Origin of the sequence: Leptolyngbya sp. PL-A3 (assembly GCF_039962325.1) — a bacterium.
Classification (GTDB): domain Bacteria; phylum Cyanobacteriota; class Cyanobacteriia; order Elainellales; family Elainellaceae; genus Vacuolonema.
This window is the reverse complement of sequence record NZ_JAMPLB010000015.1, coordinates 72,616-98,868: the sequence shown is the minus strand read 5'-3', so window position 1 is coordinate 98,868 and position 26,253 is coordinate 72,616. Positions and strand designations below refer to the sequence as shown.

The window sequence follows — 26,253 nt, the reverse complement described above, 5'->3', positions numbered from 1 at the left end:
TGGAAGCAACCTGGGTTAGGCTTCAGAAGGCACTCGCTTCATCCCTAACCTTTCTTGCCTCACCCAAAGCCAGCCCCCGGGCCCTGCCCCGCTGCTTCTTAACCCCTGCCTCGTATCTTTGAACTGCATCCAAGCTCATGTCTAAGCTCGTTATTGTTGAATCTCCCACAAAAGCAAAAACCATCCGCAACTACTTACCGCCGGGGTACCGGGTGGAAGCTTCTATGGGGCACGTACGAGACTTGCCCCAGTCGGCAAGCGACATTCCCACCAACCTCAAAGGCGAAGAGTGGGCAAAGATTGGCGTCAATGTAGGGGATGATTTCGACCCCCTCTATATCATTCCACAAGACAAAAAGAAGGTTGTTAAGAGCCTGAAAGACGCCCTGAAAGAGGCGGATGAGTTGGTACTGGCAACTGACGAAGACCGCGAGGGAGAGAGCATTAGCTGGCACCTGCTACAGGTGCTACAGCCTAAGGTGCCTATCAAGCGAATGGTCTTCCACGAGATTACTGAAGAGGCCATTCAAGGCGCTCTAGAAAATTGTCGCAACGTTGATGAGCAATTGGTTCGGGCTCAGGAAACCCGACGAATTCTCGATCGCTTGGTAGGTTACACACTGTCGCCCCTGCTTTGGAAAAAGATTGCCTGGGGCCTGTCCGCTGGCCGGGTACAGTCCGTCGCGGTGCGCCTACTGGTACAACGGGAGCGGGAGCGGCGTGCCTTCCGGAAAGGTAGCTATTGGGACTTAAAAGCTCTACTGGCTCAGGAAAAAGTTCCCTTTGAAGCGAAGCTCGTTTCGGTAGGTGGGACCCGGGTTGCCACCGGTGCTGACTTTGATGAAGCCACCGGCCACGTCATTGAAGGCCGCAACGTCCTTTTATTAGATGAAGCTGCTGCCTACGCCCTTCAGGAGCGCTTACAAACAAGCACTTGGACGGTCACAAACCTGGAGGAACGCCCCTCCACCCGTAAACCCGCTCCTCCCTTTACCACCTCCACTTTGCAACAGGAGGCTAACCGAAAGCTGCGGCTCTCTGCTCGGGACACGATGCGTACCGCTCAGAGCTTGTACGAGCAGGGCTACATTACCTATATGCGTACGGATTCGGTACACCTATCGCAACAGGCGATCGCTGCTGCCCGTTCCTGTGTTGAAGCTATGTACGGTGCTGAGTACCTCAGCCCCCAAGAGCGTCAGTACACCACCAAGAGCAAAGGCGCTCAGGAAGCTCACGAAGCCATCCGTCCGGCTGGAACCACCTTCCGTACTCCCCAGCAAACAGGGCTAAGTGGCCGCGACCTGCAACTCTACGACCTGATCTGGAAGCGTACCGTCGCAACCCAGATGGCCGAAGTGCGTCAAACGCATATTACCGTTCAGATTGAAGTCGAAGACGCTGGATTCCGCGCCTCTGGTAAGCGGATTGACTTCCCCGGCTTCTTCCGGGCCTATGTGGAGGGATCAGATGATCCTGATGCAGCGATCGAGAGTCAAGAGGTCATTTTGCCGACTCTGCGGCAGGGGGATCACCCAGAGTGTCGGGAATTGGAGGCGATCGCCCACGAAACCCAACCCCCTGCCCGCTACACTGAAGCAACTTTGGTGAAAACCCTGGAAAGTGAAGGTATTGGTCGTCCCAGTACCTACGCCAGCATTATTGGGACCATTCAGGATCGGGGCTATGCCCAGATGGTGAACAATAGCCTGATCCCCACATTCACAGCCTTCGCGGTGACGAACTTACTGGAGCAGCACTTCCCCGATCTGGTGGATACCAGTTTCACCGCTCGTATGGAGCGCACCCTTGATGAAATTTCTACGGGGGAAGCTGAGTGGTTGCCCTACCTGCGGGAATTCTACCTGGGACAAACAGGATTAGAAACTCTGGTCAAAGAGCGGGAAAACCAGATCGACCCCAGCGAAGCTCGCACTATTGATCTTGAAGGGCTGGAGGCCAGAGTTCGAATTGGCCGTTACGGAGCCTATTTAGAAACTGAGAATGGCGAAGAGGCCGTCAAAGCTTCTATTCCCCAAGACCTGACCCCGGCGGACTTGGATCCCCAACAGGTCGAGGTGATCCTGCGGCAGAAAACCGAAGGACCAGACAAAGTTGGCCTCTATCCGGAAACAGGCGAACCGATTTACATGCGCATTGGTCCCTATGGCCCCTATGTCCAGCTGGGGGATGAGTCGGAGGCTAATCCCAAGCCGAAGCGTACGTCTCTCCCGAAAGGGGTCAAGCCTGAGAACGTGACGTTGGAGATGGCTGTTGGTCTCCTCTCGCTGCCACGCAATCTGGGTACCCATCCTGAGACCGGGGCCAAAATTCAGGCAAACTTGGGGCGGTTTGGCCCTTACGTTATGCATTCTAAAGGGGCGGAGGGCAAGCCAGAATACCGTTCCCTCAAAGCTGGGGATGATGTCCTGACTGTAACTCTAGATCGGGCACTCGAATTATTAGCCGAGCCAAAAGGAACCCGTGGCCGTTCTTCTACACCTCTACGGGAATTAGGCCCGCACCCGGCGGATGGAGAGTCCGTAAACGTGTACAAGGGACCTTACGGGATCTATGTCAAACACGGTAAGGTTAACGCGACCTTACCTGAAGGGGAAACAGTGGAATCTATCACGATGGAGAAAGCACTGGAGCTAATTAACGCTAAAGCAGGCACTAAGAAGTCGAGTGGTCGTACATCTCGGGCCGCAGCTGGTAAAACCACCACAGCAAAAGGTAGTACCGGTAAAACCACCACAAAGAAGAGCACGACGAAGAGCACCCGTGCAGCGGCGAAATCTACAAGTACGGGTAAAAGCACCCGCACCAGCAACCGTAAACAGACAACATAGTGGCTTACTTTATAAGGGCCTGCTGTTGTTTGGTGTTTATCTTTGCGTGAAGGGATACGCGAAATAGACCGGTGTAGGGTTGTTGTAGAAAGGTCACCCTGGCCCCTGCAGCAACCTTATATAGCTTTGAAATAGAATTCTGAAACTGAAAAGATTGGAAATGTTTTTAATTTCTTGACGGAGCCCTCGTGGTTGGTCAACTGTAGTGTTTGTGTGGTGTGTATACTTCGCACGTTAAACCATCCGAAAGGCTAGTAGACCCCCGTTAGCCCGTCGTAGTCTGAGTCAGCCGTGTCAGAATGGCAAGAGTGCAGAACGTGAGAAAGCAGCATGGACATTAAAGACGGCTTTGTGAGCACCGTCGGAAATACGCCTTTAATCCGGCTTACAAGCTTTTGTGAAGAAACGGGTTGTGAAATTTTGGGCAAGGCCGAGTTCCTCAATCCTGGCGGTTCCGTGAAGGATCGTGCGGCCCTTTATATTATTGAAGATGCCGAAAAGAGGGGGCTGCTGAAGCCTGGGGGTACTGTCGTTGAGGGTACGGCGGGCAATACTGGGATCGGGTTGGCCCACATTTGTAATGCCAAGGGCTACCGTTGTCTGATCGTCATTCCGGAAACCCAGTCTCAGGAAAAGATGGATCTGCTGCGGACTCTGGGAGCCGAAGTACGTCCTGTACCTGCAGTGCCCTACAAGGATCCCAACAACTACGTGAGATTGTCGGGCCGGATCGCCGGGGAAATGGAGAACGCTATCTGGGCTAACCAGTTTGATAATCTGGCTAATCGGCGATCCCACTATGAGACAACAGGCCCCGAAATTTGGGCTCAAACGGAAGGCAAAGTGGATGCTTGGGTTACAGCTACAGGTACAGGTGGTACCTACGCCGGGGTTGCCATGTTCCTTAAAGAGAAGAACCCACACATTCGTTGTGTTGTAGCCGATCCAATGGGGAGTGGTATCTACAGCCACTTCAAAACTGGGGAAATTCAGGTGCAGGGCAGTTCTGTTACCGAAGGCATTGGCAGTAGCCGCATTACGGCTAATTTGGAGGGAGCGCCTGTAGACGATGCAATTCAGGTAGAGGACCCGGAGGCTATCCGCGTCATTTACCAACTACTCCGAAAGGAAGGCTTGTTTATGGGTGGCTCTGTGGGAATTAATGTGGGAGCGGCGGTGGCCCTGGCAAAACAAATGGGACCGGGGCATACCATCGTGACTGTCCTATGCGATGGGGGTACTCGCTACCAATCGCGCCTGTATAACTCCCAGTGGCTTGCTGAGAAGGGGCTGACACCTGCTTAGCGAACGTTTGAGAAATAGCATTCCAAGAGAAAGAAGTAGAGACCGTGTGTCTCTACTTCTTTTTCTTGAAGAGTGCCAAGCAATGATAGCCACGCGCTTCGCGCATGCCAAAAGGGGCATTTTTGAGTGCTGCGCAACGCATACCACTCGAAAATGCCCCAACCCGAACTCAAGTTTATTAGATTGCCTTGGGAGCGTAGTGACGAGACACCAAGTCAACGCAACGATTCAACGTGTTGTTCAATCCTTGATTGAGACCCTGAATCATCGCATTAACAATATTTTGCAGCACGTCAGGCGGAATCTTTTCCTCCTGGAAGTACTGGGGATTCATGCCCCACTTGAGGATTTTGATAATGACTTCAGGGGGAACATTGGCAAAGGAAGTGGTGGCGATCGCCAACACAGCCTCTCCCGTTACCTTTTTAATTTCTGCTTGGGGCAGTGCTGGATCCAGGGTAGACGCTTCAATCTGCGCCAACTGATCGAACAGCGTGTCGTAGCAGAAGGGCGTCAGCTCAGCGACCAGCATGTGACCGACCGGATCATAATGGCGAGACAGGATCTCAGCAGCATTAATCAAGGTGTTGAGTTCGGAGGGATTGTCCCAGTCGATTTGTCCCCGGAAGAGGGGTTCCTCATAACCTGGCAAAATTCCCTGAAAGTAAATGCATAGATCCTTGCCCGACTCCAGAATCTTGTGAAGGGCCACTTCAAGGGTTTCTGTTGGCCATCCCAGGTTGCGGCACAGGACAAACTTCAGTTTTTTCGGCTCGGCAAAGACCAGAGCGTTCAGTAGCAGATGAACGGCCTCCCCAATGTTCTGGCCCACAATAAAACGATTCGGGGCATGGACATTGATGGGCCGATTCTGAGAGATTTTAGTGTCGAACTGTTCACAGAAGGAACTGTTGTTCAGCATGTGAGTGAAGCGGACCATGGCATAGGTGACGGTACCATGCTCAGAAGCGTGGGCAAACTGCCATTCACAGAGCTTCTTGGATGCCGCATAAACCTCTGCGGTGTAATAGCGAGACGCTTTACCCGTGGAGGAGAAGACGCACTTCTTGACGCCATAGGCCTCACACATGCGAATCAGATTGCGCGTACCAAAGATATTGCTGGTAACAGTCTCGTGGATCTGTACCTCGGCCAACCCGGGTAGGCGTTGAGCTGCCAAATGAAAAACCACTTCGGGCTTTTCTGCCGCAAACACCTGTTCGAGAGATGTAGCGTCACGCATATCGACGGCGTAGTGGGCGATCGCTGTATCCCCCATGACCCCTTCATCTAGAGGTTTTACCTCAGTAGTCGCATCACTACATCGTTCTTTATCGACGGAGACAATGCGGGCAGCACCCAACCGGGCTACGGCTTCCAACAAATGACGCCCAACATATCCCTCTCCTCCCGTAATTAGTACCCGCTTGTCTTTCAGTTCCAAACGGGCATCGTCTTCATAGAGGTGAATGTTACGTGTCCAAGCATCGTAGAAGGGATCGCCTTGAAGACACCCCTCATTCTTGTAGGCACGAATCAGCCGTTGGGTCAAATCTCGTAATTGTTGCAATAGATCGGGGTCAGTTGGTTCGGGAGCCCCAATGGGAACCAATGCCTGAATTTTGGCGATTACATCCGCCTTCCGCTCTATTGGGTCGGAAGCACCAACCGCTAGCCCATTTGAAGAGGAGGACTGAAAATTAGATGCCGTGCTAGAGCGGTCAAGGTCTGGACTATACATGCTCAGCTCCCAGTTATAAGGACAGTAAATCTCAAGCCTTACTAAGTGCGTTTAAAGTTCACTGTGATTTGAGAATGAAAATAAATACATGATTCTTTTACTGAACCAACCCCAGGAATTGTAAAGGCTTCATAAAGCCTGTTTCCAGGAGTTGCCTAAGCCACTTGAAATTTAGCAGAAGCACGAAAAAATCCCTTATGGGTAAATCTTCAACCGTGCAATCTCTTTAAAAAATTCATTGCTACTTTAAAGACTTGATAAACAGCAGACTCAGCTTCTTGGGGCGGTAAAGAGAATTACATCCTTAACAAAACTTATAAAACCCGCTGTTAAACTAGGCCATTTCTAAGCAGCTTGGGCAGTGCTTTTAGGAATGGAGTGAGTGTATCCATCCCAGCTGATTAAATGAAGACCATTGGGTTTTCTTTATCAATTAGCTCTGGGCTCCGAAGAAATGGGATATTGAGCATTCTCTAAATCCTTTAAGGAGGTAAACGGAACAGCTTCAACGCCTTCGTGAAGTGGGCGATCGCACTCCAATAGAACTTGGGCGGTAATACGAGGAGTGATTGATTCTAGTTGTGACATTTGCTCGGGGGTGAGCAGGATAAAATCTGGTTCGCCTTCCGATTCATCCACCTCAGTTTCCTCTAAAACCGACATCATGAGGCTTGCCAGGAGTAGGTTGGCAGCTTCAGACTCTACATCTTCTGCTGTAATTAGCATGGTCATCATGTGCTTTTGAGGGTGCGTCAGCACAGTCTTTAACAGCTGGATAAGTTTTTGATTCAATACGGTTTCATCTATCTCCCAATTTGGCCGAACCAGCAAATTAATTGCTCTTAAGTTGAATAGTTCTCCACAATCAGATTTGATTTGTTCAAACGCTTCTGTTTCTAAGCCAGATGGAGAGCAATACTCGTCGAGCGAAAGTTCCTCAATGGCTTTAATGTATTCGTCGCGCCACGCTCTAAGGTGGACATTCAAGTTTTCTTGATGCGCCTCAGGGACGAAGCTTTTACTCTGCCTAAACAGTCCTTCTTCTTTAACGAATGCCATGTCAGCTTGCCAGAGGGCCCCATCAGTAGGCCGGTATACTAAGTCGACAATGTCATAGATAACAAATCCTTGCGATCGCATCACATCTATCACGTCATGAATTTGCCCAAAGAGGCTAACCTCAATAATCAGATACTCCGTATCTTTTAGCGCTTGAGTTGCTCCTAGTAGTACATCGGGTTCATTACCATCTACGTCTAGCTTTATTAGGTAGGGCGGTTCTAACTCATACTGCTGGCAAATTTCATCCACGGTAATGGCTGGAACCTTACGAAGATAAGGATCAGCAACAGGTTCTGGAGGCGAAGTTTGGCTTTGAGTTTGATGTACGTTGGTAACAGAGGAGTGAGCAAGCTCGGGGCTGATGTGCAATTCTGCTATGCCTGACTGACTTGCCGCGGCCGCAATAATATATTCTGCATTGGGTAATTTGGAACAGAGCGTTGCCAGATAGGGTTCGTTTTCACTGACTGGCTCAATCATGAAATGTCTGGCGCGGGGAAAAGCATCATATAGCTCAAAGGTTCCCAGGGCTGCACCAACATCAATCACCGTTTTGGGTTCAAAGCCTTTGTTTTGTTTAAGATGCAGCAATCCGCTGAATATTCTGGATCTTGACATCGTTGAGTTATTCATGGCTCTGCTGGCAGGACTGCATCACTGAACAAAAATAGGTTGCCCAAAAAACGAAAAATTCGCTCTGTTTTATAGCTTGTAATGCTACGAAAGTTTGCAGGTGCTGTCCTGACAACATGAGCTAGATACGCTATGACTGAAAACACAGATCAGATTTGACTGCAAATGGTTCAGACCAACTTAGAAGCTCTTTGAAAACTCTTTGAAAAGCTATTGAAAAGGCTCATGCTCCACACTATTTAGATAGGAAACATCAACCTTTTCTAATAGCTTTTTAAGCTCTTTTGACGAATCAGGACTAAGATTTTGCTCCTTCACAATGTAGTTTTCGGCCTTGAATGGTGAAATGGAGCAGCTCCCGCAAAAGTATGTAGCCGATTCAGAAATTACGGTTCAAGTTCTACTGACAGCCCGCCAATTTTCTATCATTCACTCCTTTTTCTATGGCCAAGCCTCTTTCTGTGCAGCCCCCGCTGGAGTTCATTCCTCCCAACTTTCAAACCTGGGTTTGGTGGGGGGCGCGATCGCTCCTCCCCTACCGCCTGCGCTACAGCCATAACATTGCCGACGTCCAGGTTCAGCATATTGAGCGGTTGGTGGATCTGTATCACCAGTTTGAACAGGGCAAAGCACGCTTTCTCCTGGCCTTTCGCCATCCCAGCACGAGCGATCCTGAGTGCCTGCTGCACTTGAGCTCTTACGTATTACCCGCTGCTGCTCGACAACAGGGTGTGTCCTTATCGAATCCGACCCATTTTCACTTCATTTACGACCGTGGCATTCCTCTCTGGGCCGGGCAGTATGTGGGTTGGCTTTATTCACGGCTAGGAGGAATTCCCATCCGACGAGGAAAGGTTGATACCACAGGGTTACGGACGATTCGGCAGTTGTTTGTAGAGGGCCGCTTTCCGATCGCCGCCGCTCCTGAAGGGGCGACGAATGGACATAACGAGCTGGTCAGCCCTATTGAACCAGGAATTGCCCAATTTGGATTCTGGTGCGCTGAGGATTTGAAGAAGGGCGATCGCTCTGAATTGGTCTATATCTTGCCTGTGGGATTGCAGTATGACTTCATCAGTCCTCCCTGGCACCGCATGGCCCAACTTCTTCATCAGCTAGAGGTGGATAGTGGTCTAGTTCCAGAATCTGATTTCCTCTCGGTTTCTGCTGTGCAGGATGGTGTAACGCCTACTTCCGAACAGCAAACCCAACTCTATCAACGGCTTTTCCGTCTGGGAGTTTATTTGCTGGGCCTGATGGAAGAGTATTACTCCCGGTTTTATCGACAACCGGTAGCGACCTTGCAAGCCTCGGCTGGCACACGCTTGAGAGTTCCTGAAAATATTTCCAACGAGGCTCTGGCCGAGCGGCTTCAAGCCCTACTCAATAGCGCCTTGGGAGTTGCTGAACAGTTTTTTGGATTACAACCCAAAGGGTCACTCGCAGACCGTTGCCGTCGGCTTGAGCAGGCCGCTTGGGATCGTATCTTTCGTGAAGATATTAAGGACCTGGATGCCTTACCTGCTGTTGAGCGCGGGTTGGCTGATCGCATTGCCGAGGAATCTGACTTTCACATCTGGCACATGCGACTGGTGGAAACTTTTGTCAGCGTGACAGGCAACTATGTGCGAGAAAAGCCCTCGGCCGAGCGTTTCGGAGAAACTCTAACTCTCCTCTGGGATATGGTGTCCCGCTTAAAGGGACAGCACTCCTTTCCTTATCCTATGCTGGGGCAGCGTCGGGCCCGTCTTAGTATTGGGGAGCCCTTGTCGGTGAGCGATCGCATGCCCGACTACCACGCTAACCGTCGCCAAGCTGTTGCAGCCCTCACTCAAGACCTTCAAACTGCTCTAGAAGCCATGATTCAGGCATAGAAACATCCGCTTGCACCCATCTCTCTAGACATACTCGGCAATAAAACTTAATACCCGGAAACGCTGGAATCCTTTTCGGCTGCGCCCTTTCCCCCCATAATGGGGTTACTTCTTTGAGATAGTCCACCGGAACCCGGCGACCTCGCAGAGGGCGATCGCTCCGCTGGTTTTGGAAACCTTAGATTCATACATTAAGGAAGAGCACTCATGGTTCAACGTGGTTCTAAAGTACGCATCCTGCGTCCCGAATCCTACTGGTTCCAGGACACAGGTGTTGTGGCCTCCATTGACCAAAGCGGCATTAAGTACCCCGTGATCGTTCGTTTTGAAAAAGTCAATTATGCCGGTGTGAACACCAACAACTTTGCCCTCAGTGAAGTTGTTGAAGTGGAAGCACCTAAGAAAGCTCCTGCCAAGAGCTAATCGGCTCGTTGTTTTTTCAATACAACTAACCAAGGGGGACAGAGCTGGGCTAACCACTTCTGTGCCCCTTTGTTTTTGAAATGTGCTTATCCTAGCGTTAGAACCCAGCAATTCTCGGTATGGAATCAGACCCGAAAACTGCTTGCCTTCGGCAAGCAGTTTTCGGGCTTCAAAGCCAAGATTGCGCGCCCGACAGGCGCGCAATCTTGGCTTTGAAGCTCATAATGAGAATTGCTGGGAAGTCTACGGTTGGAATTAGGGTTAACGGCGGTGTGATATAGTTTGGGGAACATTGGGGCCAGTTGGCTAATCCATGTGATCTAATAGCTTTCCACGGTTTTTCATGCACGATTCCTCAGCGCCGCCGTCCGGCCAACGCACAGAACCCATCATTTTTTTTGTGCACATTCCTAAAACGGCCGGAACTACGCTCGGATCCATTATGGTTCGGCAGTATGGTCGAAAAAATATCTTTGCCTGCCATCCGGACCCTAGCGTTGTTGGGAAAACCCCTGAAGATTTCAAGCAAATGCCTGCTGAGGAACGCCTGCGGTACCGGGTCGTACGGGGGCATTTTGGCTATGGCATGCATGAAACCATTGGTGAGCCTGCCATCTATGTGACCGTACTACGTGATCCTCTTGACCGCGCCGTGTCGCATTATCATTACGCGCGAAAGCGGAAGGATCACTACCTGCACAAGCAGATCATGTCCCAGAATCTCGGGCTCAAAGAGTATGTCGTTAATGGCATTTCTCTGGAGATGGACAACGGTCAAACTCGTATGCTGGTTGGGCCGGAAGGCGATACAACGCCTTTTGGACAATGCCCTCCTGAGTTTTTAGAGCGGGCCAAGCAAAACCTGCGAGAACACTTCGCTGTGGTGGGTACCTCTGAGCGGTTTGACGAAACCCTCATTGTTGCCAAAGAAATTATGGGATGGTCGATGCCCCTCTACATGAGCTGGAACGTCAGCCATAACCGCATGAAACGGGAAGATGTGCCACTGGATGTGGCGGAGGCCATCTATAAGCACAATTCCATGGATGTGGAACTTTACCGCTACGTCGATGAGTTGTTGGATGAGTTGATTGCTAAGCATGTGCCTTTCTTCAAGCTCAAACTCGCCTGGTTTCGCAGCTTGAATTGGCTGTATACTCGATTCTTCAAGTTCAGTCGCTCCTTTCCAAAAGACTGGCAGGAAAAACTCGATCGCAATTTCTTCAAACTCGTTTGGGAAGACTAGTACGCTGAGGCAGAAATCCATCACCTATGTTTTGCGTGGGGTGCTTCGCACCCCACGCAAAACATAGGTTGCGAACTTAGGCCGCAGCCTACTAGCCTTAATTGCTTGTGACAGAGCCTCTTGTAGAAAAATTTCTGCAAGAGGCTCTGTCTAATAAATTAATGGCAGATAAAGTCCATAACTGTCAGCAAATTCAGCCACTTCCTATAATGTAGGGTGGAGTCTTAGCGTCTCCTTACTTTTTCACTGTCGTTACCATGACCACCGAACTCCAGACTGAGATTGCCTCCGCCGTTGAGCAGCGTCGGAATTTTGCCATCATCTCTCACCCAGACGCTGGTAAAACAACCCTTACGGAAAAACTGCTGCTATACGGAGGGGCCATTCACGAAGCCGGAGCGGTGAAAGCTCGTCGGGCACAACGTCATGCCACTTCCGACTGGATGGAGATGGAGCAGCAACGGGGTATTTCGATTACCTCTACCGTGTTGCAGTTTGAGTATGGCGGTTACAACATTAACCTGCTCGATACTCCCGGTCACCAAGATTTTAGCGAAGACACTTACCGTACCCTGGCCGCCGCCGATAACGCGGTGATGCTGGAAGACGCCGCCAAAGGTTTAGAACCTCAAACCCGCAAACTGTTTGAAGTGTGTCGTATGCGGGGTATCCCCATCTTCACCTTCTTCAACAAGCTCGACCGTCCGGGGCGTGACCCCTTTGAGCTGATGGATGAGATTGAGCAGGAGTTGGGGCTGGCGACCTACGCCGTCAACTGGCCGATTGGGATGGGCGATCGCTTCAAAGGCGTCTTCGATCGCCGCAAACGTCAGATCCACCTGTTTGAACGCAGCGCGCATGGTAGCCGCGAAGCTCTTGACACGGTTATTGATCTGGGCGACCCCCGGATTGAGGACCTGCTGGAGAAGGAGCTTTATCACCAGTTCAAAGAGGAATTGGAGTTACTGGAAGGGGTCGGAACTGAGTTTGATCTAGAAAAGATTCACGCTGGGGAACTTACTCCTATCTTCTTTGGTAGTGCCATGACCAACTTTGGGGTAGAGCTATTCCTGGAATCCTTCCTGGACTATGCTTTGAAACCGGCGCCACGGCGCAGTACCCGAGGAGATGTCGAACCCACGGAGCCAGACTTTTCGGGGTTTGTGTTCAAGTTGCAAGCCAACATGGATCCGAAACATCGCGATCGCATCGCCTTTATTCGAGTCTGCTCTGGCAAGTTTGAGAAAGACATGGTGGTTAAACACGCTCGTACGGGCAAGACCGTACGATTGTCTCACCCGCAAAAGCTCTTTGGCCAGGGGCGGCAATCTCTAGATGAAGCCTATCCCGGTGATGTAATTGGTTTAAACAACCCAGGGATGTTTGCTATTGGCGATACCATTTACGTCGGTTCCAAGCTGGAATTTGAAGGTATTCCCTCTTTCTCCCCGGAACTCTTTGCGTACCTGCGTAACCCCAACCCCTCGAAATTCAAGCAATTCCAAAAGGGCGTTACAGAGCTGCGCGAAGAGGGTGCGGTTCAAATTATGTACTCTACGGATGAGGCCAAACGAGAACCCATTCTTGCGGCCGTTGGGCAACTGCAATTTGAAGTTGTCCAGTTTCGTCTACAAAATGAGTACGGCGTCGAGACACTGCTTGACCCGTTGCCCTTCAGTGTGGCCCGTTGGGTCGGCGGTGGTTGGGCCGCTATGGAGAAAGTAGGGCGTCTATTCAACACCGCGACGGTGAAGGATAGCTGGGGTCGCCCAGTGCTTCTATTCAAAAATGAATGGAACTGCCAACAAGTGGAAGGCGAGCACCCAATCCTAGACTTGCGACGGGTCGCGCCTGTGGTATCGGGACAAGAACCTGTTCAAGTTTGAGACAGGTTTCTTGCAAACGCTGAAGTGCCCTGTTTTGATGTACGCGAGGCGTACGTCAAAACAGAGCTTTGAGTGCTTGCAGCGTACGGCACAACCTTTTGAGACCTATGTTTAACGACAACCACCTACTTGCCAAAAGGGGAGAGGTAAAGCAAAGCCTCATCTCTCCCTTCTTGATGCGGGCTTGATAAACCCTGCTATGCAAACTCTTGGCTGTTTTTGAATGCGTTGACCAGCCTCTACAAATAGATTTTTTATCGCTCTGGAGTATTCTTAGGGCGTACTGACGATCGGCGATCGCTGAACTATACTGGCTTTTTGAGGTACGCCACTTAGGGGATATGGTCGATCCGTCTGATTCATCTGCCAAACGTCGGTCTTCTCGGCCACATCGCCGACCGTCAGCTCTTAAAGCAGGGCTTGTAGCTGTTCAGAAGAAGGAATACCGCGAAGCGATCGCTCTACTGCAAGGGGTCGCCCAGGGAGCACGGGACCCCGACAGCCAGGTCAAAGCACAAGTGGGTTTAGTGAAAGCCTACGCCGGTCTGGGGCGTACACAGGAGGCCGTTACACTTTGCGAACAATTGACGGCGCATCCCAACCCCTCGGTGTACCAGTGGGCAAACCAGATGCTCCGGCAACTTCAGGGTACTGCACGAGATAAGGGAACTGCTACTACTTCCAATACCGCACTAGATGACGACTTGGCCGCAGGGTTAACAATACGGCGTTCAACCTCCTCACCTAAAACTGTGCAACCAACGGGTATACCGACTTCGGTGCCCAAGACGGTGCAACAAACCAGAGTACCAACCTCGGTGCCCAAGACGGTGCATGCCAAGGTTGCAAGTGTCACTACCTCAACCCCAACCATCCCCCCTCGGTATCCCGGCTCTACATCATCCGATTCCTTCTGGCGGCAAGCAGGCCGCGCTCAGCAGAAGAGTTCTTTAGGGAATATTGACCAGGCAAAGTTATGGGTATTGGAAGCGGTTACTTTAGTGGGGCTTGTCGTCTGGCTCATTGCGCTGGTTCATTTCCTCCAGAGCATTTATAACGGCATCATCAACCGTATGGCCTTTGGCGACTTTAGCCTCCGAGGATGGGTCAATGATACCGATCCACGCTGGGTCGTATTTCCCCTGGTGGCGATCGCTCTCCTCTCGCCCTTCTGGGCTCTCCGGTTCCAGTTGAGACAAACAAAGGGGCTCAAACCTTTGACGTTCGAGGAGCTGAAGCAGTACAGCCCGGAAGCTGGCCAGGTATTGCAGACGTTTGCCAGACAACGACGGTCTTTAACTCCCACTCTTGGCTATCTTACGGATTCTGTACCCGTTAGTTTTACCTATGGCGGCTTTTGGTCGAAAAAAGCTCAGTTAGTGCTCAGTCGGGGGCTACTTGAGCAGTTAAGTGAGGAAGAAATTGCGGCTGTAGTGGCAGCGGAACTGGCTCATTTGCGATTTCGAGATGCAGCCGTGTTGTCAGCGCTGGTTACCCTGGCCCAGATTCCTTTTGGTATTTACTGGATAGTGGCGCAATGGGGCAATCGACGTAGCAATGTAATTTTGAAGGGGCTGGCTGTTGTCATTTCGGTTGTGAGCTATGGCATTTTTTGGAGCATTCGCTTGACCGGCCTGTGGCTATCTCGAATGCGGTTGTTCTATAGCGATCGCATTGCTTCTGAGATGACAAGTAACCCCAATGCCCTCACGCGGGCTCTGCTGAAAATGGCAATTGGTACTGCCAAGGAGGTCGAACATCAGGGTCAAACCCCGGCATTCCTAGAGCAATTTGATCTGCTTTCCCCCATTGGTGTTCAGTCAGCCCTGACCCTTGGGAGCCTGTATCCAACCTATCCAGGCGCTGCACTCCTGGAGTGGGATCGCAGCAATCCTTTCCGTCGCTGGCTTGCAATGCGGGATTCCCACCCACCTTTGGGCGATCGTCTCTACATCTTGGCTCGCTATGCTCAGCGCTGGGGGATTGATGCTGAAGTGGAGTTTTCTCCACTAACACGTCCGTCCCGGCCTACCCCTCAAGAATGGCAACCGATGGCACTTCAAGCCCTGCCTGCGTTGGGTCTGTTGATAGGGCTCATGGTGGGACAGGGGCTGTGGTGGTTTGGTTTGATGGCGGACCGCATGGGTTGGCTTTCCTTTGACTGGTTCCGCAGTGATTTTATCCATATGGTTAGCCTGTGCATTGGCTTTGGCATCACCACATTCCTGCGAATTAATCCCTTTTTCCCTGAAATCAAACGTCCGAACGACGTACCACTGGGCAATCTGCCTGAGCTGCTTTCTCCTCCTGGAGCCCTTCCAGCCAATGCTAAGGCTGTGCGCTTTCAGGGAACGTTGCTGGGGCGTCGTGGCGTTGCTAATGCTATAGGCCAGGATTTAATTCTAAAAACTGATGCAGGTTTACTGCGGCTGCACTTTTTGCCTGCTATTACGTCTAAGCAAAACCCACTGGCAGGTTGGCGCCAGTTGCAGGATTTTCTACATTGCTCTGTGATGGCAACCGGCTGGTTTCGTCGGGGTGTTACTCCCTGGTTAGATCTGGATGTCCTACAGTCCCAGAGCAGCAAGCCACTTCGGGCCGGGCACCCACTCTGGTCTACTGTTTTGGCCGGTTTACTTATCCTGTGGAGCTGCTACACCATCGTTCATGGTGATCTGTAGAGGTAATCCTACTCCCAGGCTGAAAACCCAATTTTGTTAATATGGCGAGCGAAGTCCACCATATTAACAAAACTGGGATTCACCCGCTCTGTAGTACCTATGTGCGAATGCGTTAAGTCTAGAAATGGTGATGTGGGGCACGAAGTGCCCCACATCACTGTACTGAATCAACGCGCACAGCGCTATATCTAAACCTTCTGCAACAGCCACAAACCGCTATAGGTTACTCCCGAGTCATCGGGTTGTACCAGTAAGAAGTGTAATCCTTGAGCTTTTGTCTGTCGCTCTTGAAAACTTTTAGCAGCAGCTTGTACATCGGGATCCTCGAACGTGGCCAAGACCCAGCGATCGGCTAACCCAGCATCCAGAATCAGACCATCTGGAGATCCAGGAATGTAAGACAAAAATGCTGGTTTGATAGAACCGAGCCATTGCGCCAACCGCATTGAAACCCGTCCCCCATCAATAATGACTCCAGGGATAGCCAGCGTCGAAGCAAGACCCAGATTGGCTGGCATCAAATCCTTTGGCATGGAGAAGATGGGAATGGGCTTGGCTGCAAAAGCGGGTTCGAGATCGGCCGCAGCGATCGACCCAAAACGCCAGCGATCGCCCCACAAGGTTTCAGGTACCGGCACTGGCGGCGGCATCTCAAGAGCTAAGGGATCATATGCCTGCCCTGTATATCCTGGCATCTGTACATAATCTGCTGCTCGCCTTTGTAGAAGCTGCTTTAGAACGGGTACATGGCGAGTCGCCTCAACCTCAATACCCAAGCGCTGAGCTGCTTCAGTCACCAAACTCAATGCTTGGGGGCGAAATACTTGTAATTTTTCAGGCAGTTTACCCCCTGCCATATATTGCAACTGTTGGGCGATCCAGGCCGCATTTGCTTCTTGTTGGGGGCATAGGGATAGTCCTCCAAAATCCGCCCCTGTCGCTTCGCAAACTACCAGTTCCCAAAGAGATTGCCCAGCTTCATCCTGCAACGGTCGTCGATAAAAATCCACTTGCCAAACGGTCATAGCTGCTTCCATCCAGGGGAGTTTATATCATGTCGGGTTAAATGTTTATGATGAAAAATGGCGCGGCGCTTTGCGCCGCGCCACTTTTCATCATAAACATTTAACTTTAATTGGTATTACCCGATAAATTATCTCAAGGGAACGGGAGGATGAAGATTCACCCTCCCGTTTTAGAAGAATTTAGATGTCTACTAGGCCATGCTTGCTAGTTGCGTGAAGCGTTGTTTTTAAGCGCGAAGCGTCTGAAAACAACGTTGTAGAACCGGCTCTGGAATCACCAATTGTCTGGGGTGCATCCCACTTTTGTAAGTGAAGCGGGCTTCGCCCGCTTCACTTACAAAAGTGGGATGCACCCATCGTCTCAACCTACCAGGGACGCCATTCGTCCCAATTCAGATTAAAGATGGAGGTATTGGGGAACGCTGTCGGGTTGCCATTCCGCTGCAACATGGCTTGCAGTTCGGCCAGCTTCGGCTCTGGGCGGGGCAAATTATCGACCAATTCGTAGGGCAAGATACCTTCGGAAAGCGCAAAGGATGCCGTTGTTCCCGCTGCTACGCCTGACGACCACTCAAAAGAATGAACGCGATAGGCCGCTGCTGCACTGTAGCTCGTGGCAATGTTCTTTCCGGCTACCAACATGTTGTCGATTTTTTGAGGAATCAGTGCAGACAATGGAATTTGAGCTGGATACGATGCCCCATGCGCTTGCCGAACACCAGGCCGCTCAATGTTGCCGGGTGCTTCTGGCGGCCCATAGGCCATACAGGGGTGGAAGTCGATCGCGTATTGGGCAATGCCGACAGAATCCGGATAAATAGTAGCCCGAGTGCGTCGCTGAATTTGCTCTGGGGGAGTTTGATTAAGAATAGCCGAGGTCGTCTCTAACCCTGCTAATCCAACCCATAGGCTCTGGTACTCCTGGGGCGATAGCGTGTTGCGGTAGTACTCATCCTGAAAGTTTGCCCAGGAAATGTCGATCTCGTTAATGGCAAAACCCTGATCATAGCCATAGGACGGACGACCAATGATGCGGCGCGACTCTCGAATATAGGGATATTTGGATAACCCATGTGCCGTCCCCATCGGTGAGTCAAAGCCTGACAGAAAGCGGTGGTTCGGAGCGGGTTGTTTCACGCCGTCTCCCAGTTGAGAATCCGTGTTGTCTGCCACGATCCAATAAAAGAAGCCGAGGGCCAGTTCTTCCCCAGAGCGCAAGGTTTCTGTCCGTAATCCACCCTGCCAACCACCCGGTTCTAGTTGGCCCTGGGCTTGAAGCTGATCGTGGGTCAGAATTAAGTTATCTTCGGAAGTACCGGGGCGATAATCATTTCCCCACACCCAATTCTGCATAGAAATATCCCCGGGTTTGGGCCGGGATACCCCAAACACTTTCTCTGTAGAGCGCGGCTCTGGGCTCCAGATACGGCGATAGGTGAAGATCACATCCACATCTGCTAAGCGTGGGTTTGGATCGAAACCATAGTAGGGGCGATAACGCTGGTAGAAGCTAGGCTCTTCGTACTGCTGTGGCTCCTCCGTACGCTCCATGGCAAAGGTGTAGGTAAAGCCCTGGGTGCAGTAGGGATCTGCAGTCGTTGTTGGAGAAGATGGGTTGACTGAGGAGCGTGGATCAATCCCAACGCGATAGGGTACATCGGTGAGAGCGACCAGTTCCCCAGTCTCAGTAGCTTCAATGACGTACCAGGGCGCAGGTTGAGGCGCTGTCTCATCGTCGTCGGGTGGTTTGGGAACGAAGCGAATAACGGATTTGGAAAGGCGATCGCTATCCTCATACCGATACGCGTCCTGAATCATAGAGGACAACGTTTCTGTGTTCAGCGGTGGTGTCCCAGGGGCAGGGGAGTGCTGAATAGCCGTTGCCGCCGTAATGAGATTACCTGCCGCGTTATATTGCAGCTCTTTAATAACGGTTGAGGGAAATAACTTGAGTTCTCCATCCCCCTCATCCTCAGCTTCCTCTAACATGTCCCGCAGGATGTCTTGGGCATCGTGGGGCAAGAAGCAGGACAGGCTCACCCAGCAATCCCCCGGGTTACGAATCCCATAGTTTTTCTCAATGCGGCGACGAAACTCCAGATATCCTTGCGGAAAATACAGCAGCTCCCGCTGCTTCCGGGATTCGTCCAGGGCTGACGTGCCCTGCGAGGTCAACTGCCCGCCAACCCAGTCGGTCAGTTCGGTCATACAGACCGTTCGTCCCATCTTTAAAGATTCAATGGCTGCACTCACTCCAGAAATTCCACCACCGACGATCAAGATTTCACACTCAACGGTTTGATCCGGGGTAGCGGTGGTAGTAGTGGAACGGGGCTGGGCCTGGGCGATCGCCACAGGCCAAATACTTAATCCGGACGCAGTCAGTATCGATCCCAGTACGGCTGAAAGGGACGATGTAAAGCGTTTCTTGAACATGAAATTCACCTGGGGCTTATGGGAAAGCAGCGGTAGATAGCGATTCCACCAGAAATCTTAATTCAGGCTTGTGGGGGCGGCAGCCGGATATCTTTTTCTGAAACCAAACGTACACAAACGATCCCCCGTGGATACAGGCGACGAAAGTGCGAACTATTTGGTTGCTTAGAGTTTAGCGCCCCCCATCCGGATCTTGTCTTCCTTCCGATGTGAGTAGGTTTTCCACAAAGGTATAAAGCTCTGATTCAGGCCGCTGATCTAACTGGTACCCCTTCAAATGGATCAGACCTTGAGCCAGTTCTGTAGCCCGTTTTTTATAGGCAGCACTGGCAGATAGGAAGTCTAAAAATACTTCTCGTTCAATGTGCTGGCGATCGGCTCCATCTGGCACATAGGATTCAAACTCCGTTTGCTCCGCTTCAAACTTCAGCAAGAAGATCAGAGCATTGGACTTTTCTTGCAGGTCGGACTTGAGTTGGCGAACATCTAAATCTAGCCGGTTAAAACCGATGTTTCCTTCAATTCGCAATTCCACAATGGGAGCTGTGTCGGGGCGGAGGTAGCCGGAGTGGGTGGCGTGTTCTAGGATGGCGATCGCCCCTTGCTCCACCTCCTCCATCGTCTCCTTCTCGGTCACTCGATGCCGTAGCCGCACAATCGGTCGCTGCTGATAATCCTGCTTTAGCTCGGCTCGAACACCTTCAGTATCAATCTCAACCAGATAAACTCCTCGATCGAAGTTTGTTTCCTCGACGCTATTCGCCTCGATCGAGCCGGGGTTAAAAACCCAACCGCCCTCGCTATAACTCTTGTGAATGTGCCCCAGAGCCAGATAATCTACCCCGGCTTCTTTTAGGGGCAGTAACTCGTTGTAACGTAAAGCTCCCTGATACCGTGCAATCTGCCCCTCAAGACCATGGTGGAACATCATCACAGTATTTGGGGGGCCCGGAGGCAGTTCCCGAATGGCTCCAGCAATTTGCACGATCGCCTGAGACGCTGTCGCACCGTACCAGTGAGAACCCAATACCCGCACACCACAGGGTAGGTCAATGTAACCGCCCCGTTTCTCCTCAGGATCCCAGGGTGCGTAGAAGGGTTCTCCCCCAGATACGTCTCCCGGTTCCAATAAAATCAAATTGCCCCACTCTGCCAGATAACGTAACCAGCTCGTACGCGTACCATAGGGCCGATTATCATGGTTGCCCTCAATGGCTAGAACTGGAATGCCTGCTTCCTCTAGTTCTTGAATGCAAAGCTGAGCCTGGTTCAGGATATTGGGTTGGATGGTGCGATGCTCAAACAGATCTCCGACGATGAGGACGAAGTCTACCGGATCAGCGATCGCATAGCGATACAGGGCATCCTGAAACGCCTCATAGAAGTCTCGCGTGCGCTCCTTGCTGTCGTAGCGGTCAAAGCCCAAATGCACGTCCGCCACATGGAGAAATCGAGCCATCGTGGTTATCCACCCGAACAAATGAACGCATTGTAGTCCAGAAACACAGGCCTTTGCTAGGGTGTATCGTCCAAAATACAACCCTGATTTTTTTGGAAAGCTCGACTACATCAAGCTTTCCAAAAAAACGGGGTTTTATTAAATTCACGTTTAATGAGTGTGTAGCGCGAAGAGTTCCTTTTATGAATTAGAGGCTCGTTGTGACAGCCGTTTATTTACCCAGCTGGCAACTCCACTGACGATCGACCCCAGCATCAGAATGCCAATGGCTGGCTGAAACAAGGGCTGCCAGAGCTTGTACCAGAGTTCCAACCCTAAGGGTGTATCGGTGTAGCGGCCAAGGACGGCGATCGCAAACCAACCAAAGGCTACAAACACAAAAAACAAGTTCCACATCAGAGCAGCATTTAGCCACCCGAGCAATTTATCTTTCATCCTTCCACCCACAGCACTATGTTTCTACTTGGATTTTGCCTTAAAACTAGCCCAATGATTTCCGTTGCTGAATGGACCTCCACCAGCAAGGCCCTCAGACCTTCTACGTAACCTGAGTTCGGGTTAAGGGCGTTTTCGAGTGCCGCGCGTCGCGCGGCACTCGAAAACGCTCATTTTGGCGTGCGTTTCGCGCACGCCAAAATGAGCACTTCAGCTTATCCCGAACTGAGGTTACGTAAATCGCTGCGCGACGAAGCCACGTGGCGATTCACACCCTCAGAAGTCGATTCATGCAGGAGATCTATTCTTCTGAAAGTCCTGGTTCTACGCCTGCAACATACCCGTAAAACCAGAAACTTTAAAGGAATGACCGATGGATGCTCCAAAGTGGGATACATCCAATGGGGGGAGGTTCGGTATGATGACGATGCGGCCCGTCGTCCACCGTTCAGGAGCAGCCCGTGGATTTTCGACAAATTGTTGGCTTTCGGCAGGTTAAAGATGAAGCAAACCTGCTGTACAAAACTCTGGAACCCATCCTCAAGTTGGATTCGCGCTATGCCGACTTGATGACGGTCGATCTGGCCAAGATTGTCCAGATTTGTGGACGCAGCAATAAGGAAATCAGCGCCACAGAATTGCTGGCCTTCCTGACCATCTATGCTCAGATTAAGCAGGATGCTGACAAACTCAACGCTGTGCAAACCTGGGAGTTTTCAGCAGCAGATCGACTGAAGTACCAAAAAGTGACGCTGCAAACCCTGCTGGAGTTGAACCAGACGCAACCCGGCGACGTGCTCAATCTGCCTACACTGCTCAACAAGTTGGATACTGAGACGGGCAGCCGTTATCGGGAAGCTGCGGTCAATGGCATTTACAAGTTTGCCCAGGTGCTGGTGAAAGCTGATGGTACTATCACCATGCAGGAAATGGAGGCCCTGTCGCAAATTTGGCAACTACTGCACCAGTTTCAGCCCATTGAGAGCTACGACAAGAAACTGACAGAGCTGATGACGGCGATCGCCCCCAAACAACCCGCTGCTGCCACGGCAGGCACAACATCAGCTCCCCCCAATGCGGCTTCTCCAGCCCCCCCCACTACTGATGAAAAGCCAGAGGAAATTCTCGAAAAAGCCCTGGCAGAACTGAACGAGCTGGTGGGTATGGAGAACATTAAGGAGGAAGTCAAAACCCTGACGAACTTCCTCAAAGTACAAAAGATTCGGGCAGAACGGGGATTAGCGCAAACCCCTGTTTCCTTGCATTCTGTATTTGGAGGGCCACCCGGAACCGGGAAGACGACGGTTGCTCGGCTGATAAGCCGTATCTTCAAGGGACTGGGCTTTTTGAAGAAGGGGCATCTGATCGAAACCGATCGCTCCGGACTGGTGGCCGGGTACATCGGACAAACGGCAAAGAAGGTTGATGACCTGGTACAGACGGCTTTGGATGGGGTGCTGTTCATTGACGAAGCTTATGCCTTGGTGCCTCGTGATTCAAGCGGTAGCCGAGATTTTGGTCAGGAAGCGGTAGATACGTTACTGAAGCGGATGGAGGATTATCGCGATCGCCTCGTCGTGATCGTTGCAGGCTACACCGACGAGATGGAGAATTTTGTCGAATCTAACCCTGGCCTGAAGTCGCGCTTTAATCGCTACTACTTCTTCAATGATTACGAACCCCAGGAGTTATTGCAAATTTACGAGAAGATGGCCAGTAAGAGCCATTTCCACCTGACGGATGGTGCCCGGCAGCGGTTACTGGCCGTGTTGAATGCGCTGTATGACGAGCGCGATCGCACCTTTGGCAACGGCCGCCTTGTCCGTAATCTGTTTGAGAAAACTCTGGAAAAGCAGGCCAATCGGTTAGCGGTCTCTCCCATGAATCTGACTGACGAGGAGCTGACAACCCTGACCGAGGACGATATTCCTGCACCCGCATCGGCTAGTGGTACGTTGCATTGGCGAACGCAGGCTTCTAGTCCCGGATCGTCGGGTTCGGTTAGTGGGGATGATGGTGAGAAGGCGATCGCTCAACTGGAAGCAGCCCTCACAACCCGGCTTCAGGAAACCCTCAATGCTTCCCAACTTCAGGTACAGGTACGCCAACGGGAATCGACCCTCAGCGTGCTGGTGAGTGCGCCGGAAACTCCCGCGTCCGATGCGGTGATGGCAGCCCTACAACCTTACCTGGCAACGGTGCTGCCGGATGGGATGCAGCAGGTGGTCGTATATGGGCGATCGCTCCAGGATGATGTGCCTACCTGGTCTACTGACTTTCCGTTATAAATAACCTGAGTTCGGGTTAAGGGCGTTTTCGAGTGCTGCGTAACGCGCAGCACTCGAAAACGCTCATTTGGGGTGCGCAAAGCGCACCCCAAATGAGCACTTCAGCTTATCCCGAACTGAGGTTAAACAATGTTAGTTTAGGGCTAATTAACCATAATTCGGGATAAGCCCAAGAGCCTATTGAGTCATACGCAGAGTGTATGGAAAAATAGGCTTTTTTGAGGGGTGCGCCTCGCGCACCCCTCAAAAAAGCCCTTAACCCAAACTTGGGCTAGTTAGGATTACCTAAAGAGGTGGGTGCGGCACTCAGTACCGCACCCACCTCTTTAGGAGCTGAAAGTTTCTAGCCGATGTACTGAGCTTCGGCTTGCAGTTGACGCAGAAGATCTTCATCACCCCGTGCTTGAGCTGCTTCCATGCGGCGTTGCAGATTTTGGCGCAGGTTTTCGCGGTGAGCCTGAGCGATTTCGTTCCGGGATTGCTTGGGATTTCTCAACATAGGACGCGGGGATGAACGATATAGTGTCTTCATTTCTCAGATTATCATTTTCTAGATTTTTCTGTAACCATCTATACAAAAAATAAATAAAATTCGTAGCCCTTGCTACACAATAACTTCAGCTATTTTAATGGCTAAGATGAGAAATGAAAATAGGAAAGTTCACCCTAATGGGCTACCTTGAGGCTTTTTGCTCCTCTTCCAGTCGATAGACTATCCGTTTCATCTTGAAATGAAGGATAGAAGCAACTCATTGGGGTGGTGTTCTAAACATTTGGATGGAGTGTGGTGAAAGGGTTGCAAATGCCTTCGCAGTAACATATAGCTTAAGCATTCTTGTGCTTTTGCGCGCCACAAGAATGCCTAAGTCTTGAACCAGCCATACGCTTAGAACAGTATCTGGCTGGCGAACTGGCAGCAATTCTCATTTTGGAATCTAGCCGAAAATAGTCCGCCGAAGGCGGGCTATTTTCGGGCTTCAAAGCTGAGAATTACTGGCGAACTGGGCTGAATATCGCGAGCTCCAAGGCTAGTGCGGTAGAATAAAGTGTCGGTGTTCGCTACCAGTCTTCGTACTACGACCGATTGCGTTTCAAGTTCCTATCCGTCTGCCTAAGACTGGTGCCGTTTGCGGCGACAGACCGATTTTACTTCTGGAGTTTCATGACCTTTTCTAACCTCGGTCTATCCGATGGGATTGTCCGTGCGGTTACTGCACGGGGCTACACGGAGCCAACACCCATTCAGGCTCAGGCCATTCCAGCTATTTTGTCGGGCCGCGATGTGCTGGCTGGGGCTCAAACAGGAACGGGAAAAACCGCTGGGTTTACTCTGCCAATTTTGCAACGGCTTTCGACTCAACCTGTCTCGAACTTGGGGCATCGCCGTCCTCCCATTCGAACCCTGATTCTAACTCCCACTCGCGAACTGGCTGCTCAGGTAGAGGAGAGCGTTAAAGCCTATGGTGTCCATCTCGGCCTGAAGTCCATTACGGTATTTGGTGGAGTCAATATGAATCCCCAAGTACGCCAGTTGAAAGGGCGGGTTGATATTTTAGTGGCGACACCGGGCCGCTTGCTAGATCACGTGCAGCAAGGCACTGTGGATTTGTCTCAGGTAGAGATCCTGGTGCTAGATGAAGCTGACCGCATGTTAGACATGGGCTTTATCCGCGATATTCGCCGTGTTCTCAACCTTCTGCCAAAACAGCGCCAAAATCTTCTGTTCTCGGCTACTTTCTCTCCGGAAATCAAATCTTTAGCTCAATCGTTGTTGCATGAGCCGGTATTGATTGAGGTGCCGCCCGTGCATCCAAAAGCGGAGTTGATTACTCAGAAGGTATATCGGGTGGCGAGCGATCGCAAATCTGACCTCCTCACCCATCTGATTAAGCAAAACAACTGGTATCAGGTATTGGTCTTTACCCGTACTAAACACGGTGCCGATCGCCTTTCTAAGAAGCTAGCTCAGGCAGGCATTACCTCTCTGGCAATCCATGGAAATAAGAGCCAGGCCGCACGGACCCGCAGCCTGGCTCAATTTAAGGGCGGTAATGTACAGGTGCTGGTGGCTACAGATATTGCAGCTCGGGGTATTGATATCACGGAGCTGCCGATGGTGATTAACTACGAGTTACCCAATGTGCCGGAGGACTACGTGCACCGCATTGGGCGAACGGGGCGCGCTGGGTCTGAGGGAGAAGCGCTGTCTCTGGTTTGTGCTGATGAATATAAGTATTTGTCAGACATTGAGAAACTGATGAAACGCTCGGTGCCTCAGGAGGTGGTTGAAGGATTTGAGCCGGATTCCTCTGCTGTGGCAGCAAATTTAGGTAGGCAGTCTGGTCATGCTGGACGGCAGGGGCGATCGCAACCCAACCAGTCATCCTCTCATAAGCCAAAGCTTCGTTCTCAAGATTCATCTCCCCGGAAATCTGCGCGATCGGGGCAGGCTCATGCTAAGCCTGTGCCCTCGTCTCGTTCTGTTTCTGAGCGGCGGAAGGCTCATTAGAACTACGGTGTTGTGGGTGGTGCATTTTGTGCACCACAGGTAACAAATCGGAGTTCAAGTTAAGGGCTTTTTCGAGTGCTGGCATTGCCCGGCACTCGAAAAAGCTCATTTTGGTGTGCGCGAAACGCACGCCAAAATGAGCACTTCAGCTTGTCCCGAACTGAGGTTAACAAGAATACTTGAGGTGTTGTGGATTTGCTTGAGCTCTGAATCAATTGGGTTGTAGTATGAGGTTTGGCTTGGGGGCGCGTCGCCCCCCAAACCCCCCGACTGGGGAAACGGCAGCCCGTTCCCCCAGTCCCCCTTCGGTTAAAGGGATTTTGCAGGAGATGCGTTAGGCCGCTTCGCATTTGTGGGGGTTGGATTCAGGCTGGGGTGATGGTGGCCTGTGCAGTTAT

15 protein-coding genes and 1 pseudogene are annotated in these 26,253 nt (G+C 51.3%); 9 read left to right on the top strand and 7 right to left on the bottom strand.

All coding sequences use genetic code 11. From position 1 onward, the window contains the following. Window positions 1-137: 137 nt before the first annotated feature. Both topA and NDI52_RS13590 read left to right on the top strand, forming a co-directional pair. A complete protein-coding gene (gene topA / locus NDI52_RS13595; protein WP_190771021.1) occupies window positions 138-2,852 on the top strand; it encodes a type I DNA topoisomerase in 2,715 nt (904 codons plus the stop codon). A gap of 330 nt (window positions 2,853-3,182) precedes the next feature. Next, window positions 3,183-4,157 carry a cysteine synthase A gene (locus tag NDI52_RS13590; protein WP_190771022.1) on the top strand — a complete coding sequence of 325 codons (975 nt, stop codon included), beginning with the start codon at window positions 3,183-3,185 and terminating at the stop codon, window positions 4,155-4,157. Between the two features lie 178 nt (window positions 4,158-4,335). Here NDI52_RS13590 and NDI52_RS13585 read toward each other — a convergent pair whose 3' ends face one another. Together NDI52_RS13585 and NDI52_RS13580 are read right to left on the bottom strand one after the other, a co-directional pair. Next, complete coding sequence (locus NDI52_RS13585; protein ID WP_190771023.1) at window positions 4,336-5,898, bottom strand: polysaccharide biosynthesis protein; 1,563 nt, start codon at window positions 5,896-5,898, stop codon at window positions 4,336-4,338. Window positions 5,899-6,327: 429 nt separating this feature from the next. Further along, entirely contained in the window at window positions 6,328-7,593 is a 1,266-nt protein-coding gene (locus NDI52_RS13580; protein WP_190771024.1) for an FkbM family methyltransferase, read from the bottom strand. A 443-nt stretch (window positions 7,594-8,036) separates the two neighbouring features. Between NDI52_RS13580 and NDI52_RS13575 the strand changes: the two genes are divergently transcribed. The 5 genes from NDI52_RS13575 to NDI52_RS13555 all read left to right on the top strand — a co-directional run bounded on the left by NDI52_RS13575 (window position 8,037) and on the right by NDI52_RS13555 (window position 15,703). Beyond that, entirely contained in the window at window positions 8,037-9,467 is a 1,431-nt protein-coding gene (locus tag NDI52_RS13575; protein WP_190771025.1) for a 1-acyl-sn-glycerol-3-phosphate acyltransferase, read from the top strand. A 207-nt stretch (window positions 9,468-9,674) separates the two neighbouring features. Further along, a complete protein-coding gene (locus NDI52_RS13570) occupies window positions 9,675-9,890 on the top strand; it encodes a photosystem I reaction center subunit IV (protein ID WP_190771026.1) in 216 nt (71 codons plus the stop codon). 343 nt (window positions 9,891-10,233) lie between these two features. Continuing rightward, the gene (locus tag NDI52_RS13565) at window positions 10,234-11,136 is read left to right on the top strand and encodes a sulfotransferase family 2 domain-containing protein (protein WP_190771027.1); all 903 of its coding nucleotides are present in this window, start codon (window positions 10,234-10,236) and stop codon (window positions 11,134-11,136) included. Between the two features lie 257 nt (window positions 11,137-11,393). Then, on the top strand, window positions 11,394-13,022 hold the full coding sequence (prfC, locus tag NDI52_RS13560) for a peptide chain release factor 3 (RefSeq protein WP_190771028.1): 1,629 nt from the start codon (window positions 11,394-11,396) through the stop codon (window positions 13,020-13,022). A gap of 341 nt (window positions 13,023-13,363) precedes the next feature. Next, on the top strand, window positions 13,364-15,703 hold the full coding sequence (locus tag NDI52_RS13555) for a zinc metalloprotease HtpX (RefSeq protein WP_348256439.1): 2,340 nt from the start codon (window positions 13,364-13,366) through the stop codon (window positions 15,701-15,703). 188 nt (window positions 15,704-15,891) lie between these two features. Here NDI52_RS13555 and NDI52_RS13550 read toward each other — a convergent pair whose 3' ends face one another. From NDI52_RS13550 to NDI52_RS13535, 4 genes are all read right to left on the bottom strand, one after another. Beyond that, window positions 15,892-16,728 (bottom strand): Tab2/Atab2 family RNA-binding protein, encoded by an 837-nt coding sequence (locus NDI52_RS13550; RefSeq protein WP_190771030.1) that lies wholly within the window; start codon window positions 16,726-16,728, stop codon window positions 15,892-15,894. 366 nt (window positions 16,729-17,094) lie between these two features. Then, the gene (locus NDI52_RS13545; RefSeq protein ID WP_190771031.1) at window positions 17,095-19,164 is read right to left on the bottom strand and encodes an FAD-dependent oxidoreductase; all 2,070 of its coding nucleotides are present in this window, start codon (window positions 19,162-19,164) and stop codon (window positions 17,095-17,097) included. 172 nt (window positions 19,165-19,336) lie between these two features. Continuing rightward, window positions 19,337-20,623 (bottom strand): exonuclease SbcCD subunit D, encoded by a 1,287-nt coding sequence (locus NDI52_RS13540; protein WP_190771032.1) that lies wholly within the window; start codon window positions 20,621-20,623, stop codon window positions 19,337-19,339. A 180-nt stretch (window positions 20,624-20,803) separates the two neighbouring features. After that, window positions 20,804-21,058, bottom strand: a complete 255-nt coding sequence (locus NDI52_RS13535; protein WP_190771033.1) for a hypothetical protein — start codon at window positions 21,056-21,058, stop codon at window positions 20,804-20,806. Window positions 21,059-22,182: 1,124 nt separating this feature from the next. Between NDI52_RS13535 and NDI52_RS13530 the strand changes: the two are divergent. After that, window positions 22,183-22,986: pseudogene (locus NDI52_RS13530) on the top strand (AAA family ATPase); the annotation flags it as partial. 703 nt (window positions 22,987-23,689) lie between these two features. Here the strand turns inward: NDI52_RS13530 and NDI52_RS13525 are convergent. Then, complete coding sequence (locus NDI52_RS13525; RefSeq protein ID WP_190771034.1) at window positions 23,690-23,845, bottom strand: hypothetical protein; 156 nt, start codon at window positions 23,843-23,845, stop codon at window positions 23,690-23,692. A gap of 663 nt (window positions 23,846-24,508) precedes the next feature. On the opposite strand from NDI52_RS13525, the gene NDI52_RS13520 reads away from it, so the two are divergent. Then, the gene (locus NDI52_RS13520; protein WP_190771035.1) at window positions 24,509-25,855 is read left to right on the top strand and encodes a DEAD/DEAH box helicase; all 1,347 of its coding nucleotides are present in this window, start codon (window positions 24,509-24,511) and stop codon (window positions 25,853-25,855) included. The last annotated feature ends 398 nt before the right edge of the window (window positions 25,856-26,253 follow it).

Coding starts and splice junctions, on each gene's coding strand:
- prfC (WP_190771028.1), top strand. CDS start 11,394: ATGACCACCGAACTCCAGACTGAGATTGCCTCCGCCGTTGAGCAGCGT.
- NDI52_RS13585 (WP_190771023.1), bottom strand. CDS start 5,898: ATGTATAGTCCAGACCTTGACCGCTCTAGCACGGCATCTAATTTTCAG.
- NDI52_RS13535 (WP_190771033.1), bottom strand. CDS start 21,058: ATGAAAGATAAATTGCTCGGGTGGCTAAATGCTGCTCTGATGTGGAAC.
- NDI52_RS13590 (WP_190771022.1), top strand. CDS start 3,183: ATGGACATTAAAGACGGCTTTGTGAGCACCGTCGGAAATACGCCTTTA.
- NDI52_RS13575 (WP_190771025.1), top strand. CDS start 8,037: ATGGCCAAGCCTCTTTCTGTGCAGCCCCCGCTGGAGTTCATTCCTCCC.
- NDI52_RS13555 (WP_348256439.1), top strand. CDS start 13,364: ATGGTCGATCCGTCTGATTCATCTGCCAAACGTCGGTCTTCTCGGCCA.
- NDI52_RS13550 (WP_190771030.1), bottom strand. CDS start 16,728: ATGACCGTTTGGCAAGTGGATTTTTATCGACGACCGTTGCAGGATGAA.
- NDI52_RS13545 (WP_190771031.1), bottom strand. CDS start 19,164: ATGTTCAAGAAACGCTTTACATCGTCCCTTTCAGCCGTACTGGGATCG.
- NDI52_RS13565 (WP_190771027.1), top strand. CDS start 10,234: ATGCACGATTCCTCAGCGCCGCCGTCCGGCCAACGCACAGAACCCATC.
- NDI52_RS13540 (WP_190771032.1), bottom strand. CDS start 20,623: ATGGCTCGATTTCTCCATGTGGCGGACGTGCATTTGGGCTTTGACCGC.
- NDI52_RS13520 (WP_190771035.1), top strand. CDS start 24,509: ATGACCTTTTCTAACCTCGGTCTATCCGATGGGATTGTCCGTGCGGTT.
- NDI52_RS13525 (WP_190771034.1), bottom strand. CDS start 23,845: ATGTTGAGAAATCCCAAGCAATCCCGGAACGAAATCGCTCAGGCTCAC.
- topA (WP_190771021.1), top strand. CDS start 138: ATGTCTAAGCTCGTTATTGTTGAATCTCCCACAAAAGCAAAAACCATC.
- NDI52_RS13580 (WP_190771024.1), bottom strand. CDS start 7,593: ATGAATAACTCAACGATGTCAAGATCCAGAATATTCAGCGGATTGCTG.
- NDI52_RS13570 (WP_190771026.1), top strand. CDS start 9,675: ATGGTTCAACGTGGTTCTAAAGTACGCATCCTGCGTCCCGAATCCTAC.